The following is an 18,349-nucleotide window of genomic DNA, read 5'->3' on the forward strand; positions in this document are numbered from 1 at the left end:
CTCTTGAAATAGATATTACATGCCTCGTTTCAACTCTTTATAAGCTTCTACAATTGCAACGCCACTTGAAGTTCCGATACGGGTAGCACCTACCTGAATCAATGCCAACGCTGTATCCAAATCACGAATACCACCAGCTGCTTTCACACCAATAGTCGGGCCTACAACACGACGCATTAATGCTACATCATGTACATTCGCTCCTGCTGTTCCGAATCCTGTAGAAGTTTTCACGAAATCAACACCTGCTTCTTTAGCAATACGGCATACGGTTTCTTTTTCTTCATCTGTCAGGTAACAAGTTTCAAGAATCACTTTACAAATAACACCGGCAGGTTTACAAATAGAAACCATGTCTTCGATCTCCTTCTTAACGATCTCAGTCTGGCCTTTCTGCAAAGCACGTACATTGATTACCGTATCTATTTCCGTAGCACCTTTAGCTATAGCATCACGAGTCTCAAATGCTTTACACTCTACAGTGTTCTGTCCCAAAGGAAAACCGATGGCTGCACCAACGCGTACACCCGAACCTTCCAACAGTTTCACACAAGTTTCCACCTCAGCAGGATTAATAGCCACCATTGCAAATTTATACTGACGTGCTTCTGCACAAAGTTTTTCAATATTCTCTGCATTCCCAAAAGGTTTCAGGAAAGTGTGGTCGATCATTCCGGCTAACTGTTCTACTGATAAATTCGCAATTACTTCGTTTATATTTTTCTTTTCCATTGTTTTAATTCGTTTAATTTGATTATTCTAATTGATTATTAAAAAGTTAATACGCATTTCAAGACTTCGCCCCGTTTTACGGCTGCAAAAGCTTCCTCTATTTCTTCAATCTTGAAACGATGCGTGATAAAATCACTTGCTGAAAGTTTACCTTCTTTAATCCACTGTGACAAAGTTATCATAGCGGCTTTCTCTTCCGAACGAGTAGGCCATTGATGCATATGCAGGTCGAAGTTATAAGGCGCTTTTGATAAATCGAATGTCGGATTCTTTGTCATTACACCATATACACACACGTCACCGCCCATCTTTACTAAAGGCAATACGGAATTAACCACTACATCCAGACCTACTGCATCAATAACAGCATCATACGAGCGTCCTGCTGCTGCAATAAATTCAGGAGTACTAATTTCAGCCGGTGTATATCCATTGTCAGCTCCCATCTTACGAGCCACTTCCAGTTTGGAAGGAAGCATATCGACAATATCAATCTGTCCCAGTCCGAACAGCTTACCCAGCTTTACGAAACTTAATCCTACCGGACCTGAACCCACTACCATGACTTTTTTCCCCGGAGCCAGATTGAAATCTTTGAACGCTCCCAAAACTTCACGCCATGTACAAGAGATAACAGCTTCTTCCGGCTGCACATGTTCGGGAACTGAATTCTGAATTTCAAAGCTGTCCCAACATCCTTGTTCAGGTGTAGCCAACCCTTCTTCTTTCAAAACTTCAAAATCGTTCACTACCACATATTCGCTGAAACCACCCCAGCCACTATTTATACCTTGAGCACCAAAATCAGAGATCAGTCCACCGATAGCACGATCACCCACTTTGAAGTTACGTACTTTCTCACCTACAGCTACTACGATTCCGGCATTTTCATGTCCTAAAGCCAAAGGATAAGTATCTACTCCGGGAAATTTTCCGGCAATCAGTTTACTATCCGTTGCATTGCATAAAGCGACCATTTCTGTTTTCACCAAAGCCTGATAGGCATTGATAGCAGGAGTTTCCACCTGTCGTATTTCTATTTTACCGGGAGCCGGCACAATTACTGTTTTCATTGTCGTCATTTTCAGTTATTATCAATTATAGTTTAGTTTTCGCTATCTCGTCATACATTCCACATAAAGCATGATAAGCTTCATCAAAAACAGGCATCCAAGTTTCGTACTTCTTCACGTTCTCTGGAATCGGTTGAACTGTTTGTTCGATACGGACAAAACGGTCGATTACGGAGAAGTCTTTAAAGACTCCCGCACCGATACCTGCCAGAATAGCTGCCCCCATTGAAGTTGCTTCTTCCAGATAGTTAGGTACACGAATCTCAGCCTGATAAATATCCGCCATCATCTGACGCCAAACAGGATTCTGAGCACATCCGCCAATAACCGTAACCTGATCAATAGGAACATGTCTACGGAAAATATTAACGATAAATCCGAGATTGAGAGTGATGCCTTCCATCACAGCACGCAACATATCTCCATGCTTATGCCCTAATGTCAAACCAATAAATGCACCTTTGGCATCTACATTCCAACGCGGAGTACGTTCACCCAGCATATAAGGTAAGAACAAAAGCTTATTGGCTCCAATCGGAGATGAAAGTATCTGCTCGTCAATCAGTTCAAATACACTACGTCCCGACTGAGCAGCCAGTGCCTGTTCGTTTTGACAAAGTTCGTTGATCATCCAGTTGTAAGAAGATCCTGCTGCTTGCATCGTTCCCGACGGATGTAACATGCCCGGTACGACATGCGCCCAATTCATGGTACGGCGTTGTTCGTCCACAATCGGTTTTTCAACTGTAAGAGCCACCCATGAGGAAGAGCCTAAGTAGTTGTACGCACTTCCCGGAGCCACACAACCCACGCCTACTCCGGCACAACTACCATCTCCACCACCACATATAACAGGGGTTCCTACCAATAATCCGGTCTCCTTAGCTGCTTGAACTGTAACCTCACCGATCACGTCGATAGATGAGCGGACTTCCGGAAAGAGAGAAAGGTCAAGCTCTGCAGCTTCTATAATTTCTTCACTCCACTGCCAGCGGTTCAAATCGTATGCATTCGTACCCGAAGCGTCCGAAGGATCAGTAGCAATAGTGCCACACAAACGGAAGTTAATATAATCCTTTGCATTCAGAACTTTGGCAGTCTGCGCAAAAACTTCCGGTTCATTACGCTTTACCCACATCAGTTTTTCGATCGAGTATGAAGCACTGATTCTATGTCCTGTAATCTCATAAAAATGAAGCGGATCAATCTTTTCAGAAAGCACAGCTTCTTCTTCCTGAGAACGCTGGTCACAATAGAGCATATGCGGACGAAGCGGAATCCCGTTTTTGTCCACGCAAAGACAGCCCATCATTTGCCCGCTAAGCGCTACTCCTGCAATATCATTGGGAGATACAAGTTCCAGAAGAGCCTGTGTCGTATCCACAATGGCTTTCCACCAATGGTGCGGATTTTGTTCCGCCCGATTGCCGGTAGCATAATCCGTAGGGTAAGCAGCTGTACGCGAAGCGATCAGTAAGCCCGATTCATCAAACAAAGTTGCTTTGTTGCCACTGGTACCCAAGTCATGTGCTAATATATACATAATTATATTTTTCTTTATTTTAATAAATAAAATTAGAGTGCGGCATTCGTATAACCGGTAAGTCCTACGAAGATTCCTCCGACAATACCACCCAGGATAATTACTATCCAACGAGGGAATGCTTCTTTCAGCAATCCGGCACGCGTACCTTTCGGTGCACAAAGCACATCAGACAGAACGAATCCCATCGCAATCGCCCATCCCATGTCTACCCATGGGGCACTACCACGATTACCCTGATGAATCATACTGAATTGCATTGGCAAGCCGTTTGCATCATTCAGTAGTCCAGTTGAAAAGCCGAATCCGGGTAGTTTATGATTAACTAGCCAGAAAGTACCAATGATAACGGCAGCTGCCATAAATCCGCCTATCGGACCGAAGTCTTTCACCAGTTTAGGCCAGCTCATCAATACAGTGAATGTTACGGCAAAAGCGCCGAAAATAGAGGTGATGATTCCTGCATGATACATGCCGAACCATTCGTTATAGGTTTGTAACCATTCGCTCATTGTTCTTTCCTCCTTAATTTATCTTTCGGGCACAATCGCACGAACGGATTTTCCACACTAATACTCCCGCCAAGGCCCCTCCTATCAAACAGCAGATTAATGTTGGCAGAGCATACAGGAAATTGGAAATATCACCTTGAAAACGGACAATTCCCCATGCTATACCGGCAGAGCCGATACACCATCCCTGATCCAGCCAGATTTTTCCCGGAGGATTCAGTATAGCACCATTATAATGGTTCATATACCACATGATACCGATAATCAGCGTCGCTGCTATCCATCCCCCCATCAGGCCATAGGATTTCCAAAGTTCCGGCCATATACCGAATGCGAACCCGCCACAAATGGCAGCTCCTGCAAACGTCGATAAATATTTTTTCATTTTAATTACGTGTTTTCCGGTTTGTGACTATTCTATGTTATTCTAATGCTAGTTTAGCCAATGTAAAGGGTTTGTCATGTTTAGTATTCACTTTGTCCGGTCCGGTCACAAGATCAAAACATGATACGATCATCTGACCGTTCCACATAATCGGTTCACCCGGTTGATCCAATTCTCCCTTACTACCATCGCTATCAGGACTTTGAGCAATACGTTGAATATTACCCTCTTTGTCTACACGAGCAACAGCATTTGCAGAGAAATCTGCAACCCAGATATTTCCTTTGTCGTCCATACACATACCGTCTGTCGTACGTAATTGTGTGGTATCTTGTGCCCATACATCGTTACTAAGAACTTTTCCCTCTGCATCCATTTTGATACGATGAATTGCTCCGTCACCAAAGTTTCCTACATACAAATCTCCCGCTTCATCAAAAACAATTCCGTCCAGTCCGTACTGTACTTCGGGATTTTGAGTAACTACTGCCGTAATCAAATTCTTATCTTCGCTTGTATTGGTCACTACGATATCGCGATCGTTCATATCAAAGCAATACACTCCACTGACCAGCAAACCAGACGGATCTTTAATCTGTGATAGAGAACTTTGAGTAACGTACAACTTTCCATTACGGATACGAATACCATTAGGATGTTCCATGCCGGAAGCCACTGTAATGGTTTCCACCAACCGATCATTGTCAAACTTCAAACGAAGAATTCGTCCTTTGTTTTTAGCTTTTTCTGCTCCACTCCAACCTTGGTTATCACAAATAAATAAGTCTCCTTCTTCATTAAAAGCAATTCCCATCGGAGAAGCCCATCCGGTTTCTTCCAAAACAGGCACATCCAGCCATTTTGAGATTTTACCGTCTTTAGTAATACGCATCAGACAAGCTGGTTGAGTAATATCGGCAAAATTCGGACATGCCAAAATTAAATCCCCATTAGGAGCAATTGCCATACCATCCGGTGTAGGACAATAATCCGGCAGTTTCATAAATAATTCACTCTCCTGAGGAAGGCTTTCCGCCACTTTGTTGTTTTTCGGAGAAGTACATTGAATGCAGGTCGTCCCAATCAACGAAGCCGCGACAAAAGAAAATAAATAATTCTTTTTCATGGTTAGTAAATACAAATGTTTATGTTTAAAATTTGGTCTGTTAGTTCGTTTGCAAACATAACGCAATTTATCGATGAAATGGGAAAACTATTATTCAATAAAGGAAAAAATTGATTCAAAACCACATAAAATCAGAATAAATCTGATATAAAAAGTTAATTTACCCCTTAAAGAGTAACATTTCTCTTTTCTAATTAATTTATCAATGGAAGCCTTACATTCCATGTAAATTTCATCATTATTGAAACGATCAAAAAGTTCAATACCACTAAAAACACGACAGTTATTTAAAGCCCTATGGGAATGAATCAAAAAGCTAAATCTAACATCTCGATTCACGATCACTATTTCGTCCCACAACTGTTTCCGTTTCGTTCCATAACTGTGGAACGAAACGGAAACAGATATGGAACCAAAAGATAACAACTGTGGAACGAATAAGAATAACTATAAAATTAATATAGAATATACATTAGTTTAAATTAGAGTATATATACGACTTACTGTGTGATAAGATACATTCATCTCCCCCTTTCTTCATTGCTTCCGGCTATTTTTAAGCAAAAAAGAACATTTTCTCTAAAAAAGTTTTTGTAATATCAGAGTTAATCGTATTTTTGTGTACAATTTTGGTGTAGTGATGACAGAAGAAGATAAAAAGTTATTGAGTACCTTTGAAACGCAGCTACGGCATTTGATTTTTTGCATAATGAAATCAAACGTGAAAATGCCGAGTTGAAAAGACTTCTTGAGATTGAAAGACTGAAGAACGAGAAGATACAAGCTCAGTATGATGAATTAGAAGTCAGCTATACAAACCTAAAAACAGCTACGGCAATCAGCCTTAACGGCAGTGACGTGAAAGAGACGAAACTGCGATTGTCAAAATTAGTGCGTGAAGTCGATAAATGCATCGCTTTATTAAATGAATAAATAAGTAAGATGTATGAACGATAAAATAAAGATAAACCTGCAAATAGCAGATTCTAACTATCCGCTTACTATCAACCGAGAGGAAGAAGAAATGGTACGGGAAGCTGCTAAACAGGTAAACATCAGGCTTAATGCGTACCGGGGATATTATAAGAATCTTGAACCGGAAAAGATTATTGCCATGGTGGCCTATCAGTTTTCGTTGGAGAAACTGCAATTGAAGCAACGTAATGATACTAGTCCGTTTACGGAAAAGGTCCAAGAACTAAATGAATTGCTGGAAAATTATTTCAAAGAGGAATAAGAAATCCCAGTCGTTCGCTGATAAGAGAAAACAACCACGCACTGCACAATATCCGAACATTCTATTGTTCTGGTATTTGGCGGTGCATTTTTATTTATATACTTAAATTATAATGTAGAATGATAGCAACAATATCAACAGCAATTGCTTGCTTCATCGTAGGAGGAGTCCTGTCGTATGTATTGTTTAGATACGGTTTAAAATCCAAATACGATAATGTCCTGAAAGAAGCAGAGACAGAAGCGGAAGTAATTAAGAAAAACAAATTACTGGAAGTGAAGGAGAAGTTCCTGAACAAGAAAGCTGATTTGGAAAAGGAAGTGGCATTGCGTAACCAGAAGATTCAACAAGCTGAAAACAAGTTGAAACAGCGTGAAATGGTCCTCAGTCAGCGCCAGGAAGAGATTCAACGTAAAAAAATGGAAGCGGAAGCCGTAAAGGAAAACCTGGAAGCTCAGCTTGTCATAGTAGATAAGAAAAAGGAAGAACTGGATAAACTGCAACATCAGGAAATCGAGAAATTGGAAACTATTTCCGGTTTGTCTGCTGAAGAAGCTAAAGAACGCTTGGTAGAGTCGCTGAAAGAGGAGGCCAAAACTCAGGCACAGTCGTACATCAACGATATAATGGATGATGCAAAACTGACTGCCAGCAAGGAAGCTAAACGTATTGTGATTCAGTCCATCCAACGAGTAGCTACTGAAACTGCTATTGAGAACTCGGTAACTGTATTCCATATTGAATCGGATGAAATCAAAGGACGTATTATCGGTCGTGAGGGACGCAATATTCGTGCGTTGGAAGCTGCTACAGGTGTTGAGATCGTAGTAGACGATACTCCGGAAGCTATCGTACTTTCTGCCTTTGACCCAGTTCGTCGTGAAGTTGCCCGCCTGGCACTCCATCAGCTTGTGACTGACGGACGTATCCATCCGGCACGTATCGAAGAGGTAGTTGCCAAAGTGCGTAAACAAGTGGAAGAAGAAATCATTGAAACAGGTAAACGTACGACAATCGACTTGGGTATCCATGGTTTGCATCCTGAATTGATCCGTATCATTGGTAAGATGAAATATCGTTCTTCTTATGGTCAGAACCTACTGCAACATGCTCGTGAAACAGCCAATCTCTGTGCTGTTATGGCATCTGAACTAGGGCTGAATCCGAAAAAAGCAAAACGCGCCGGACTATTGCACGATATTGGTAAAGTGCCTGATGAAGAACCGGAATTGCCACACGCATTGCTGGGTATGAAATTGGCTGAGAAGTATAAAGAAAAACCGGATATTTGTAATGCAATCGGTGCTCACCATGATGAAACAGAAATGACTAGCTTGTTAGCTCCTATCGTACAGGTATGTGATGCTATCTCCGGTGCTCGTCCGGGTGCTCGTCGTGAAATTGTAGAAGCATACATCAAACGTTTGAATGATCTGGAACAATTGGCTATGTCATATACAGGTGTAACCAAGACTTATGCTATCCAAGCTGGACGCGAACTTCGTGTAATCGTTGGTGCTGACAAGATCGACGATAAGCAAACAGAAAGCTTATCCGGTGAAATCGCTAAGAAAATCCAGGATGAAATGACTTATCCGGGACAAGTGAAGATCACCGTAATTCGTGAGACACGTGCGGTAAGCTTCGCTAAATAAAAACATTCAAAAGAAGATTCATACAAGGGCGAAGGAATTCGCCCTTTTTTAATATCTGGTCCTATCGTTAAATATACTAGTATTACTCATGAAAAAGTATCAATTTGAAGTCTGTGCCAACTCAATAGAAAGCTGTTTGGCTGCACAAGCCGGCGGAGCTGACCGGGTAGAGCTATGCGCCGGTATTCCTGAAGGAGGAACAACTCCTTCTTATGGAGAAATCTTCGTTGCACGTGAATTACTGACAACAACTCGTCTACATGTTATTATCCGCCCTCGGGGAGGAGACTTTCTTTATTCTCCCATTGAAATAAAAACGATGTTAACGGATATAGAGATGGCTGGAAAGATAGGAGCAGATGGAGTTGTATTTGGTTGTTTAACGGCTGAGGGAGAAATCGATCTTCCGGCAATGAAACAATTAATGCAAGCTTCCAAAGGATTATCTGTCACCTTTCACCGCGCCTTTGATGTATGTCGTAACTCCCAGAAAGCTTTAGAACAAATAATAGAATTAGGTTGTAATCGCATCTTAACCTCAGGACAACAACCTACAGCTGAACTTGGTATTCCTCTCCTCAAAGAACTACAGATACAAGCAGCAGGAAGAATCATTTTACTTGCGGGATGTGGAGTAAATGAGAAGAATATTTCCCATATTGCTCAAGAAACTGGAATTGAAGAATTCCACTTTTCAGCCCGCGAAACGATCAAAAGTGATATGAACTATAAAAATGAATCAGTATCTATGGGCGGCACTGTACATATCGACGAATACGAACGAAATGTAACGACCGCCCGAAGAGTTACGGATACGATTCAAACCTTATTCAAGTCTATAGATAAGGAATAATCGTTATATAAATACCAGTAATGATAGCCGAAGTTATTACTCCTGAGATATTAGCTCCCAAAGCATCTCCCAAGACAAATGACTCCGGATTATCTTTGCTTACAATTTTCTGAGCCACCTTTGCGGTAGTAGGTACACAACTAACTGCGGCAATACCGATTACAGGGTTATAGTTTCCTCGCTTAATGAAGTACATAATATAGCCGCCAACAATACCTCCGATACCGGAAAGCAGCAATGCTACCACTCCCAACACGAGTAATTTCAATATCTTCGGATCAAGCAATAAATGTGCATCGCAAAGTACACCTAACAATAAGCCCAACATAAAAGTCGAACCATAGAGTAACGGACCGCTTACAAAATCATAAATATGCTTCATACCTGACTCACGTACAGCAACACCTAAAAATAAAGAGAAAAACAACGGAGAGGCAACCGGAAACAAGAAACAAAGAACTGCACAAAGCACAGCAGAGAATGCCAGCTTTACTTTCGCATCATAGTTTTTCGGAGCTTTCTTTGTTACCATCTTAATTGCCCGGAAACGTTTCGGTACTAACAATTTCACCAGATAAGGATAACCACCATACGTCAATCCCAAATAAAGATAAGCAACTACTGTAATCGGAACAAACAAATGTTTTGCTAATGCCAATGAAGTAAATAACACCATTGGACCGTCAGCCCCACCTACCATAGCTACAGAAGCACTTTCTTTCAATGTCAGTCCGAGAGCTGAAGCAATGGGTACTGTTAGAAATGTACCTAGTTCTGCGCATAAGGCAAGAAAGATACTGGCAAAAGGTTTTTGAAGTAGAAAACCTACATCCAGGAGAGTTCCGATACCCATAAAAACAAAGCAGGCTATGAGTCCGTTACTAAACGTCAATGTATAGACAGGTTGCAGGAAGTCTATTTGCATAGTATTCATCAACTCATCCGTATCCGAAAGCATTGGATCAAGGAAAAGATTACCTAAGGTTCCGTCGGGCATCATCAGTGTTCCACAATTGATGGCAAACCATTCCTAATCCCATCGGAATCATAACCATAGGTTCAAGAACACCTTTCCAGCCTAAATAAATTAGCATCAAACCGAGAAGTACCAGAAAGATTCTGGCACAAGAAAGGAACCAGCCACTTGCTATCATTGTGCCAATCCCTTGAAACAGGGTGGCAAAGTCAATATTTTCCATAAATTAAGAGTCTTTTTGTTATTTGTTGGTAGTAGATTTCTTTGTATTTTTTTTATTAACATGCGCACGTTCTTCTTCCTGAAGATAAAAATCGTGTGTATCCCGCGGATAATAATAATCCATCAGGTTTTCTTCCGAAGCTCCCGGGCTCACACCATGATAATAACCGACATAACCTGTGAAATTCCGATTGATTCCACGACTAAAGTCCTCACGGGTATCTCCCATAAAGTTTTCTTCTTCAACAGGAGGCAATTGCCTGATAAGTCTTTCCACCTTTTGACGATGTTGTTGCCATCGACGTAAACGAAGTAGTTCCAGGCGGTGGGAACTATAAAAATCAAAAGAATCGGCAGCATAAGCAATCAGCTTAATTACAGCCGCAACAAAGAATCCGATGAGAAAGGTTAATCCCATCATAGCTAATGTAGATAGTAATAAACTAGTCATAGTTACATATAAAAAAAGGTTATACAAATCATTCGCACAAACATAATATGTCCAAGACAAAGCTTATCCGGACTGACAAATCACCCTAATATAGGATTTTAGAAATAGGGAATGTTATAAGAAAAGTGACTAAATTATGATATGGGACAAAGTATAGATATAATACCTCGTGGTATATTTCAGATAGTTTGTATCGAAATCAAGAATCTTCCATTGATTCCCAGATAAGCGGGAATCTTGGGAACTTAATAATTGAACGATCGTTGGAATATCATTAAACTTCAGTGTTTTAACTGGCGTCACACCTCTCGGAATAGAAATAGCAGTCAGTATTCCTTTAGAATAACAATCTGCCACTGCTGAAGATAATGCCATCGAAGAAGCCTGATCATCTGATGTTACATATAAAGAAGAAGAGGAATCCGTTGAAGAGACAGTTGCTCCCAAAGTACAGAAATCAGAGATCCCGGTTGGCTCCTGGAATCTCTGCAAATCATTTCTATTGGACAACTGGCAAAATCCAATAAGTAGAAATACATACGATAGTATATAAAACAAATGCTTCATCATAACACTTGTACAAACCTAGTAATTATTTCTTAGAAAAATGTGTTCTCCAAAGAGAATTAACTATTATTGCATTTATCGTATCAGTTTATTTTTTTAGTCGGTTATAATCCATGAATCACCTTCATCAACTGCTCTCCCAGCCCAATCGTATATCCTTGTGAAACAAAAACTACCCGATTAAATGTGTCAGCAATGATAAACATCGGAAGAATAGTTTGATTGGATAATTTCATAGATTCAGCAATCTGTTTCCGGATACTGTTATCGATGTCGATACCATACATTATAGTAGATGGTAATCCTTGGAATTCAGCAGGACGAAACTTTTTGTATTGTTCTTCGGAAGGGAAAAGAAATACCATCTTTCTACCCCATTTTTCAAATTCACTACCTAAGGCGGCAATATCTCTCAATGCGTGGTTAGTAGGTTCCTGCCCTACTCCTAGCACACCGACAACAAAATATCCACGTCCGCAAGCCTGAAGAAGACTTTGTGATACCATATCCTTAGTATCTCCCTGAACAGTACCACAACTTTCACTAGTCAGATTGTCTCCATTTTCAGTTCCTACAGGGCGATATAATGACTCTGAATTAAAGTTTCCGATTACCTGAACCTGGTCTTTACTTTCACGCATTACCAAATCCACTGTAGTTGTTTTTTCCGGCTCTACATTGAAAAAGCTAACTTGGGATAGTACCGCTCCGCTAGCCATACGTGTTCCTGAAACAAGCATATAGTAACCAGCATCCAATCTTATACCTTTCTTCAAAAGATTTGACCAGGTAGCACCTCCACCCATATCCACATCACCTTCATCGTAATTCAAAAGTCGGAACGTTCCATCCTTATATTTAGAAAGAGTAAAATGAGAGTAATACTTAGGATCAGATAAAGAAGGAATAGGATGATAAGTAGCATACAATAATCCGGTAGAAGCCTGAACAGGAGCACTTGCATTGAAATTTACATCTAATGTCCGTCCTTCTTTCAAATTTATTTGCTTTCCATTTTCCATAAAAGGATTCATATCCACATATTGTACTTTACCTGTCACTTCATCGATCCATGCCGGAATGCCTAATGTACGTGCCATCGCTACAAAGAATATATCACGTGATTTTTCATCTGCTACGCGCGCCTTCCACACTCCTTCCGGAGAAATAGGAATACGTTGTGAATTCAAATCATTATCTATTTTAATTTCCTTCTTACACCATTCCACTAAACGAGTAGGATCTTTCACAAAAGTTTCTGCATCCGACTGTGGAATCGCATTACGTAGAAAATTACGGTAAGGAGTCAGCATTTCATTTGCTACACGTGGATTAACAATTTCCACACTCGTACCCAGACCTACTTTCTGTGGATCAGGTGCATTCTGATAATGATCCTTCAATACTTCAATTGAAACATCTCTCCAATCTTTAGCTGAAAGTACTCGTAACAATTCTATCGCAAGGTCTTCTTTCCCTTCACCGGCAGCATTTTTCAAGAAATCGATTAACGTTTGGTAATTACCGCGTGAAGCTACTAATATTTTAACCATCTTATCGATTTCATACTCATTTAGTTTAAAAGAAGAAAGAGCAGCTTTTGCACGTTCTTCTGTCATCATGGTGCCCACATAAGCGTTACGGATTGAGTCCTCTTTCGCTAAACGGAGATCATTCGCTGCCCGTTGTTCGGGAGTCACTTCCGGAAGATTAGCTCCTTCTACAGGAGGAACAATATCCAAATCAAGAGTATATGTTTCTCCTTCTTTCTTATCTAACGTAAGAACAAGCGTATCTTCCTTTCCGAAAGATAACTTACTATATCCAAATTGTCCATCTTTAGAAGCCCATACTAACATATCTCCTTTACCTGCAGTTAATGAGACTTGTCCGTTGGCATCGGTATATTTTGTAGCAACAGTGTAGAATTCCGCATAATTATAGACCTTAAAGTCTATTTTAGCACCTATAATAGGTTTACCGTCTGTATCAGTAACTGTTACTAACGCCTTCGCAGTCGGAGCATAGTTATCTATTACATTTATTTCAGTATAGTTAGGTGTTTCAAGCATAATTTCCTCCGGTCCGTTATAACGTCCGAAGACCTTAGTATGCATCAACATTCCCCGACTGGCAGGTGCATTAAACCATCCCAGATTTAATACAGGTTCCGGTTCACAGGCTCCGAAAAAGTACCATTTACCATCCGCCCAAGCTTCTACCCAAGCATGGTTATCATCTGTATGTGCCCAACGTGGAGTGTACACTTGCCTTGCAGGAATCCCAACTGCCCGAAGTGCAGCCACTGTAAAAGTAGATTCCTCACCGCAACGACCGTAAGCCGTCTTCACCGAAGCTAACGGAGAACTGGTACGGGCATCACTTGGACGATATACAACTTTCTCGTGACACCAATGATTCACTTCAAGAATAGCCTCCTTCATGGATAAATTCTTTACCCGATTCTTTAATTCTCCATAAAATACTTTACGGGAATCATCCAGATTCTCATTATTCACCCGAATAGGAAGTACAAAATGGCGGTATAACTCATCAGGGACTACTTTTCCCCAAGGCATTTCCCCACGAGTCTGCTCAGACAAACGGAAATTTTCCAGATAATAATCTCCCGGATAATCGGTCACATCACCTATTGGCATATAGGCATATAAAAACATGAGGGCTTCCCGTTCGGAACCCGTTAAGTCTTTATTAGAAAATATAGCAAATAGATCTCCGTTAGGAAGAGCTTGTTGTTTCTGCTCAAAATCTTGAATGACTTGATTCCGATAGGCTTCCTCTTTCAGAAAGTGGGGTTCACTACAAGATAATATCATTACCGACAATATCGGTACAAACAGAAGTTGAATCTGTGTTTTCATGCTTATGTATTCCATATATATAAAAGTATGAGGGTACTTACGTACAAAGGTACAAGATTTTTTCTTAAAGTAATTGCAAGTTACCTTGTTTGTATGTAATAGGTTTGTAATATCTCTGCATTTATTCCCCTTATAAGAAGAAAAATCAGACGAAAAAGAAATATTTTATGTTTTACAGCATATATTTCAAAAACTTTTCGTACCTTTGTAGCGTTAATAAAGAAAACAAAATGTAAAACCGCTCTTCAAAACGTGAAGGGCAAAAAAAGAGGAAACAAATTATGAAAAAGAATGCAAATGAAAAAGTAATGATGTTACAGTACCGTATTAAACGCTATCAAGCAATGGGAAACGGTGCAATGTGCCAAGCCTTGAATGGTAAACTTCAAAAACTGCTGAATCAGCAGCCTGCCATGTAAATAAACACACACTATATTATACAATTTTAAGAGCGGAAGAACCTTATGGTTTTTCCGCTTTTTTTTATAATACATTATGTTTAAATTGTCCTTTTAAACAGGGACTAAAAACGTTAGGATGAAGATTAAAAGACTGACAACCTTTGAAAAGATTGAGATATTAAAATATGTTTTAGTTTCCATAAATGTGCTATTTCACAAATAACGAAATGCATACTTCTAACTGAGTTTGGTATGATCTTATCAAATAGGAATCTCTTACTGCCAGTTTTAATTGATAACAGTGATAAAAATCGCTGATAAACAAGGGATTTTTGTTACAAATAAGTGAATATAAGATTTTCTTATGATTGTATATACTTGAGAAATAGCGCTTTATATTTTATACCTGTAACGCCCTCTTGTTCTGCTATCATATAAGCCTTACCTTTGTTGAGTGATAAATACTGGAATGAAGTATAAAAATTATTTCCTTTTATGATAACTAGCATGGAGTATTTGCTCGTTTAGCATTTCTAGTATTTGGGTATCTATTATCTAGCGTCTTGTATATCAAGAAAAGGGTTTGAATTAAAGTAAATTTTGAAATATTAATTTAAAAAGTAAATTGTAATGAGAAAATTAAATGGTATCCCCCCCCTAATAATATTATTATTGGGTTTTATGATCGTATTTAATGCATGTGAAAAGGATGACGATTTTTCTATTAATCCTGAAATGAATGAACGAATTACTGAAATATCACAATCGCAATTGCCAGCAGAAGTAATACCTTTAAGATTAAATAGTAAAGCTGAACTGTATACGCTCATTGAAAAATTAGACAAAGTTGAACTTAATGTATCCTTTTCATCTGAAATACCAAAACTACCAAGACTTAAAACAAGAGCAGAAGCACCTGACTTGCCAGGAATTACAAATGTAGATGCTGAACTGGGGAAGGGATATGATATTGTAATACATTTAGCATATGAGAAAAAAGGAAGTGGTCCTATTTCTGTTTCAAGTGATAATAAAAATACTTGGGTCTTTTCATCTTGGACACAAACTGCTGGTGTAGCTAATTGGAGATCCTCCAGTTCTATAAATTATGCAATCACAGGCATTATAAAATGGTATGTTCTTATACAAACCGATTTGTTTGAGGTGAGTAGACGAGAAACCTCTGTTTCAGGTGATGAGCCTGTTTAGTAAAAGAATTCAAGACCTTTCAATGAAAAAACTATTAGTAGAAATATGAATCAGACAATAAATCCTGCTGAAGATCTAGGCTTCGTTTTGAGTTATTGGGGAACCATTTCCATCATAATGTACACTATATCTTTTATTGTGGTGGTCTTTGCAATTGTGGAAAAAACAACAGTTTGGAAGAAAATATTTAATATTCTAATCATAACTTCTATCCCAATAATAGGATGTTTAGCTTACGTAATGATGAGAGCTTGGAGAAATAGAAATATTCAAAAACCGTTTTAATTTTCTACAAACGTACTTTCTCTTTCTACTTTTGTCTATACTTTGAGCGTTTTTGAGATCGTTCCACTTCTTTTCATCGTCAGATAGCTCGCTATCTTCCTCAGAAAAGAAGCGAAACGATCTCAAAAACTCATCTCAAAGCATGAGACTATAAAATCAAAACAAAGAAGAGATGATTCGCTACGCTCTGTATGACAAAGAGCATACTGACAACTAATCATGACACACTACTTTACCAACAATAAGTTCTACTCAATTCTTTATTTCATTTGTTGAATTACAAATTTATAATTTCCTGTCTCCTTCTTTTCTTCCGTTTTTAATGTGATACAATAAATCTCTTTTCCCCAAACATTGGAAAGACGGGGATCGTTTAATTTGATTGTTTCCAGTTCAGCTTTAAATTGAGAGGGATAATTCAACTCTACTTTCTGTCCCTTTACCTCGATAGAAACTTTCCCTGCCGACGGGAAGGTTACTTTCCCCCATGTCAGGAAATTAATCTGGTTTGAAGCAAGTACCTCACTCAGTACATAATTATCGGCAATAGTCAACTTACGCCCATCCAATGTATAGGAACGTATCCAACTTTTAACTTTAGCTTCTGCCGGATATGCTCCTGCTATATCAGTTGAGAAAGTGTGTTTCTTTTCATTACAAGTAGTATTTATAGCTTTATACTGCTGACCGAACTTCTGCGAAATACCATTAATCATTGGTAGATTATGGTAATCGCTCTGCATAGTCCAAATAGTATAGCGGTCTTTGCTAAATGTCTGTTTAGTATATGTGCCTACTCCTGCATCAATAAAAACAGGAATCGTATTCACATATAAAGAGAATGTACCCACATCATTATGATTATGACTTTCATTATTAAAACCACCTTTCGTTGCTAAAAATAAACCATCCTTATTTTGCATATAGCAGAATTCAGTTTCAGGATACCAAGTTATGTTGGGAGTATCATGTTTTGGAGTAACTCGTTCCAAATCGTTATAACAAAGTAATGATTGAAGAGAGCGGAATGCATCATTTCCCATCGTCGCATAAGGTTTCTTACCTTCCAAAAGATAAGCAGCGAAACCCATCATCTCATTACTATTGACAGCTTTACCATAACGGTAGATTAATAAGGGATCTCCTCCCCCTTGCGCTGAAGCATCCGCAAAGTTCACCACCCATCCATTGCCAACATAAGAACGAGACATATACTCACCCATACGACGAATCATAGGCTCAGCGAACAGAGATATTTTACCTCCGGTACCTTCGGAAAGGATTTGCAGGTAATCGTAAAGTTTACCCGCTGCATGCCCCCAATAAGAAGTTCCTTCTTCACAGGCGCCATCAGATTTTACAAAGTTGATGAATTTATCAACAGATTGCATGGTGCGATATACCGCTTTAGCCAAACGGTCTTTATCATTCTCCATTAAAAGGAAACATTGCAATACATTAGAGTTACACCAAGGATTCCAATTATTTATGATTTGTCCCGGTTTCCAATGGAAAGCCATCCACCATAACTTATCATTATTCATATACGGATCTAAAATACGTTCTTTGATTGCTGCACGCATCTGCAAAGAAACGACAGGATTAATTTTGTCGAAAGATTTATGAAAGAAAAAATGTATCCATGCCATCAAAGCACCGTAACCACCCGAACCTAGGTCAATTACCTGTTCACGAAAATCAGGTAACGAGCGTTTACTACTTTGGTAAGGCAGATGAGCGGATAAAACCCATGAGTTCATTTCACAACTCATATATACTCCATTAAGCAGTTGATCAATGAAACGTCCTTTTCCTTCGGCAAGTTCAGCAAGCATGAGCGTATTCAGAGCCTGTGTATTAGCTCCATAGGGATTTTCCATTACCTTACGATCTCCTGTACGTTCATATTCCAGATAGGCTGTGGCAGGAATTAGTTGCCACTTATAATTGAGAAGTTTTTCTCCAGCTTCGATCAGACGTTGTTTGTTAGGTCCCATCAGTGCATCCCATGCGGTACGATCCGTATAAGCCGGGTAAGGTACCCATGCTTGTTGCATTACTAATACATTTTTCAACGTAGTTTCATCCGTTGCTTTTTGCAGCATATTGCGTTCGGTATACGCATTTGCCTTAAAGGGGATACTTCCAAAGGCTGCCACTAAAAAAATACAAAGTAGATGTTTCATTCGATTCAAGGTGTTTTTATTCATTCAAGTAATACAAAGATAGTATATCTAATT

Annotated in this window: 16 protein-coding genes and 2 pseudogenes; 7 read left to right on the forward strand and 11 right to left on the reverse strand. The window is 39.4% G+C overall.

Annotation, left to right across the window (positions count from 1 at the left end):
* Positions 1-15: 15 nt before the first annotated feature.
* The 6 genes from deoC to EJF25_RS11365 are packed head-to-tail and all read right to left on the reverse strand — an operon-like array spanning position 16 to position 5,371.
* Positions 16-732 (reverse strand): deoxyribose-phosphate aldolase, encoded by a 717-nt coding sequence (deoC, locus tag EJF25_RS11340; protein WP_125041230.1) that lies wholly within the window; start codon positions 730-732, stop codon positions 16-18.
* 38 nt (positions 733-770) lie between these two features.
* Positions 771-1,805, reverse strand: coding sequence for a zinc-dependent alcohol dehydrogenase (locus EJF25_RS11345; RefSeq protein ID WP_125041231.1), 1,035 nt, complete (start codon positions 1,803-1,805; stop codon positions 771-773).
* Between the two features lie 25 nt (positions 1,806-1,830).
* Positions 1,831-3,348 carry a xylulokinase gene (gene xylB, locus EJF25_RS11350; RefSeq protein WP_125041232.1) on the reverse strand — a complete coding sequence of 506 codons (1,518 nt, stop codon included), beginning with the start codon at positions 3,346-3,348 and terminating at the stop codon, positions 1,831-1,833.
* 32 nt (positions 3,349-3,380) lie between these two features.
* On the reverse strand, positions 3,381-3,860 hold the full coding sequence (locus EJF25_RS11355) for a Lin0368 family putative glycerol transporter subunit (protein WP_125041233.1): 480 nt from the start codon (positions 3,858-3,860) through the stop codon (positions 3,381-3,383).
* A 13-nt stretch (positions 3,861-3,873) separates the two neighbouring features.
* A complete protein-coding gene (locus EJF25_RS11360; protein WP_125041234.1) occupies positions 3,874-4,245 on the reverse strand; it encodes a Lin0368 family putative glycerol transporter subunit in 372 nt (123 codons plus the stop codon).
* Between the two features lie 37 nt (positions 4,246-4,282).
* Positions 4,283-5,371, reverse strand: coding sequence for an SMP-30/gluconolactonase/LRE family protein (locus tag EJF25_RS11365; RefSeq protein WP_125041235.1), 1,089 nt, complete (start codon positions 5,369-5,371; stop codon positions 4,283-4,285).
* Positions 5,372-6,011: 640 nt separating this feature from the next.
* On the opposite strand from EJF25_RS11365, the pseudogene EJF25_RS11370 reads away from it, so the two are divergent.
* The 4 genes and pseudogenes from EJF25_RS11370 (at position 6,012) to EJF25_RS11385 (ending at position 9,116) form a co-directional block, all read left to right on the forward strand.
* Positions 6,012-6,304 (forward strand): annotated as a pseudogene (locus EJF25_RS11370) (coiled-coil domain-containing protein).
* A 13-nt stretch (positions 6,305-6,317) separates the two neighbouring features.
* Complete coding sequence (locus EJF25_RS11375; RefSeq protein ID WP_077154971.1) at positions 6,318-6,608, forward strand: cell division protein ZapA; 291 nt, start codon at positions 6,318-6,320, stop codon at positions 6,606-6,608.
* A gap of 119 nt (positions 6,609-6,727) precedes the next feature.
* A complete protein-coding gene (rny, locus tag EJF25_RS11380; RefSeq protein ID WP_125041236.1) occupies positions 6,728-8,263 on the forward strand; it encodes a ribonuclease Y in 1,536 nt (511 codons plus the stop codon).
* A gap of 88 nt (positions 8,264-8,351) precedes the next feature.
* Positions 8,352-9,116, forward strand: a complete 765-nt coding sequence (locus tag EJF25_RS11385; protein WP_125041237.1) for a copper homeostasis protein CutC — start codon at positions 8,352-8,354, stop codon at positions 9,114-9,116.
* Here the strand turns inward: EJF25_RS11385 and EJF25_RS11390 are convergent.
* The 4 genes and pseudogenes from EJF25_RS11390 to EJF25_RS11405 all read right to left on the reverse strand — a co-directional run bounded on the left by EJF25_RS11390 (position 9,100) and on the right by EJF25_RS11405 (position 14,214).
* A pseudogene (locus EJF25_RS11390) lies at positions 9,100-10,315 on the reverse strand (sodium ion-translocating decarboxylase subunit beta). The gene EJF25_RS11385 and the pseudogene EJF25_RS11390 sit on opposite strands and share 17 nt — an antisense overlap.
* 18 nt (positions 10,316-10,333) lie before the next feature.
* The gene (locus EJF25_RS11395) at positions 10,334-10,765 is read right to left on the reverse strand and encodes a LapA family protein (RefSeq protein WP_125041238.1); all 432 of its coding nucleotides are present in this window, start codon (positions 10,763-10,765) and stop codon (positions 10,334-10,336) included.
* A 129-nt stretch (positions 10,766-10,894) separates the two neighbouring features.
* A complete protein-coding gene (locus tag EJF25_RS11400) occupies positions 10,895-11,335 on the reverse strand; it encodes a DUF8440 family protein (RefSeq protein ID WP_502697244.1) in 441 nt (146 codons plus the stop codon).
* 101 nt (positions 11,336-11,436) lie between these two features.
* Positions 11,437-14,214 carry a transglutaminase domain-containing protein gene (locus EJF25_RS11405; protein ID WP_125041239.1) on the reverse strand — a complete coding sequence of 926 codons (2,778 nt, stop codon included), beginning with the start codon at positions 14,212-14,214 and terminating at the stop codon, positions 11,437-11,439.
* 281 nt (positions 14,215-14,495) lie between these two features.
* Here EJF25_RS11405 and EJF25_RS25090 point away from each other — a divergent pair, with 281 nt between their 5' ends.
* The 3 genes from EJF25_RS25090 (at position 14,496) to EJF25_RS11415 (ending at position 16,109) form a co-directional block, all read left to right on the forward strand.
* The gene (locus tag EJF25_RS25090) at positions 14,496-14,633 is read left to right on the forward strand and encodes a hypothetical protein (protein ID WP_200832901.1); all 138 of its coding nucleotides are present in this window, start codon (positions 14,496-14,498) and stop codon (positions 14,631-14,633) included.
* Between the two features lie 612 nt (positions 14,634-15,245).
* Positions 15,246-15,824: a hypothetical protein gene (locus EJF25_RS11410; RefSeq protein ID WP_125041240.1), complete on the forward strand. Its 579-nt coding sequence runs from the start codon at positions 15,246-15,248 to the stop codon at positions 15,822-15,824.
* A gap of 45 nt (positions 15,825-15,869) precedes the next feature.
* A complete protein-coding gene (locus tag EJF25_RS11415) occupies positions 15,870-16,109 on the forward strand; it encodes a hypothetical protein (protein WP_125041241.1) in 240 nt (79 codons plus the stop codon).
* Between the two features lie 260 nt (positions 16,110-16,369).
* On the opposite strand, the gene EJF25_RS11420 is transcribed toward EJF25_RS11415, so the two are convergent.
* Positions 16,370-18,319, reverse strand: a complete 1,950-nt coding sequence (locus tag EJF25_RS11420) for a heparinase II/III domain-containing protein (RefSeq protein WP_200832902.1) — start codon at positions 18,317-18,319, stop codon at positions 16,370-16,372.
* Between the last annotated feature and the right edge of the window lie 30 nt (positions 18,320-18,349).

This window comes from Bacteroides faecalis (assembly GCF_003865075.1).
Taxonomy (GTDB): Bacteria; Bacteroidota; Bacteroidia; order Bacteroidales; family Bacteroidaceae; genus Bacteroides; species Bacteroides faecalis.

Excerpts from the sequence above, each read along its gene's own strand:
- EJF25_RS11360 (WP_125041234.1), bottom strand. The coding sequence starts at position 4,245 with ATGAAAAAATATTTATCGACGTTTGCAGGAGCTGCCATTTGTGGCGGG.
- EJF25_RS11385 (WP_125041237.1), top strand. The coding sequence starts at position 8,352 with ATGAAAAAGTATCAATTTGAAGTCTGTGCCAACTCAATAGAAAGCTGT.
- EJF25_RS11375 (WP_077154971.1), top strand. The coding sequence starts at position 6,318 with ATGAACGATAAAATAAAGATAAACCTGCAAATAGCAGATTCTAACTAT.
- EJF25_RS11405 (WP_125041239.1), bottom strand. The coding sequence starts at position 14,214 with ATGAAAACACAGATTCAACTTCTGTTTGTACCGATATTGTCGGTAATG.
- xylB (WP_125041232.1), bottom strand. The coding sequence starts at position 3,348 with ATGTATATATTAGCACATGACTTGGGTACCAGTGGCAACAAAGCAACT.
- EJF25_RS11345 (WP_125041231.1), bottom strand. The coding sequence starts at position 1,805 with ATGAAAACAGTAATTGTGCCGGCTCCCGGTAAAATAGAAATACGACAG.
- deoC (WP_125041230.1), bottom strand. The coding sequence starts at position 732 with ATGGAAAAGAAAAATATAAACGAAGTAATTGCGAATTTATCAGTAGAA.
- EJF25_RS11365 (WP_125041235.1), bottom strand. The coding sequence starts at position 5,371 with ATGAAAAAGAATTATTTATTTTCTTTTGTCGCGGCTTCGTTGATTGGG.
- EJF25_RS11410 (WP_125041240.1), top strand. The coding sequence starts at position 15,246 with ATGAGAAAATTAAATGGTATCCCCCCCCTAATAATATTATTATTGGGT.
- EJF25_RS11420 (WP_200832902.1), bottom strand. The coding sequence starts at position 18,319 with ATGAATAAAAACACCTTGAATCGAATGAAACATCTACTTTGTATTTTT.
- EJF25_RS25090 (WP_200832901.1), top strand. The coding sequence starts at position 14,496 with ATGAAAAAGAATGCAAATGAAAAAGTAATGATGTTACAGTACCGTATT.
- EJF25_RS11395 (WP_125041238.1), bottom strand. The coding sequence starts at position 10,765 with ATGACTAGTTTATTACTATCTACATTAGCTATGATGGGATTAACCTTT.
- EJF25_RS11400 (WP_502697244.1), bottom strand. The coding sequence starts at position 11,335 with ATGATGAAGCATTTGTTTTATATACTATCGTATGTATTTCTACTTATT.
- EJF25_RS11415 (WP_125041241.1), top strand. The coding sequence starts at position 15,870 with ATGAATCAGACAATAAATCCTGCTGAAGATCTAGGCTTCGTTTTGAGT.
- EJF25_RS11355 (WP_125041233.1), bottom strand. The coding sequence starts at position 3,860 with ATGAGCGAATGGTTACAAACCTATAACGAATGGTTCGGCATGTATCAT.
- rny (WP_125041236.1), top strand. The coding sequence starts at position 6,728 with ATGATAGCAACAATATCAACAGCAATTGCTTGCTTCATCGTAGGAGGA.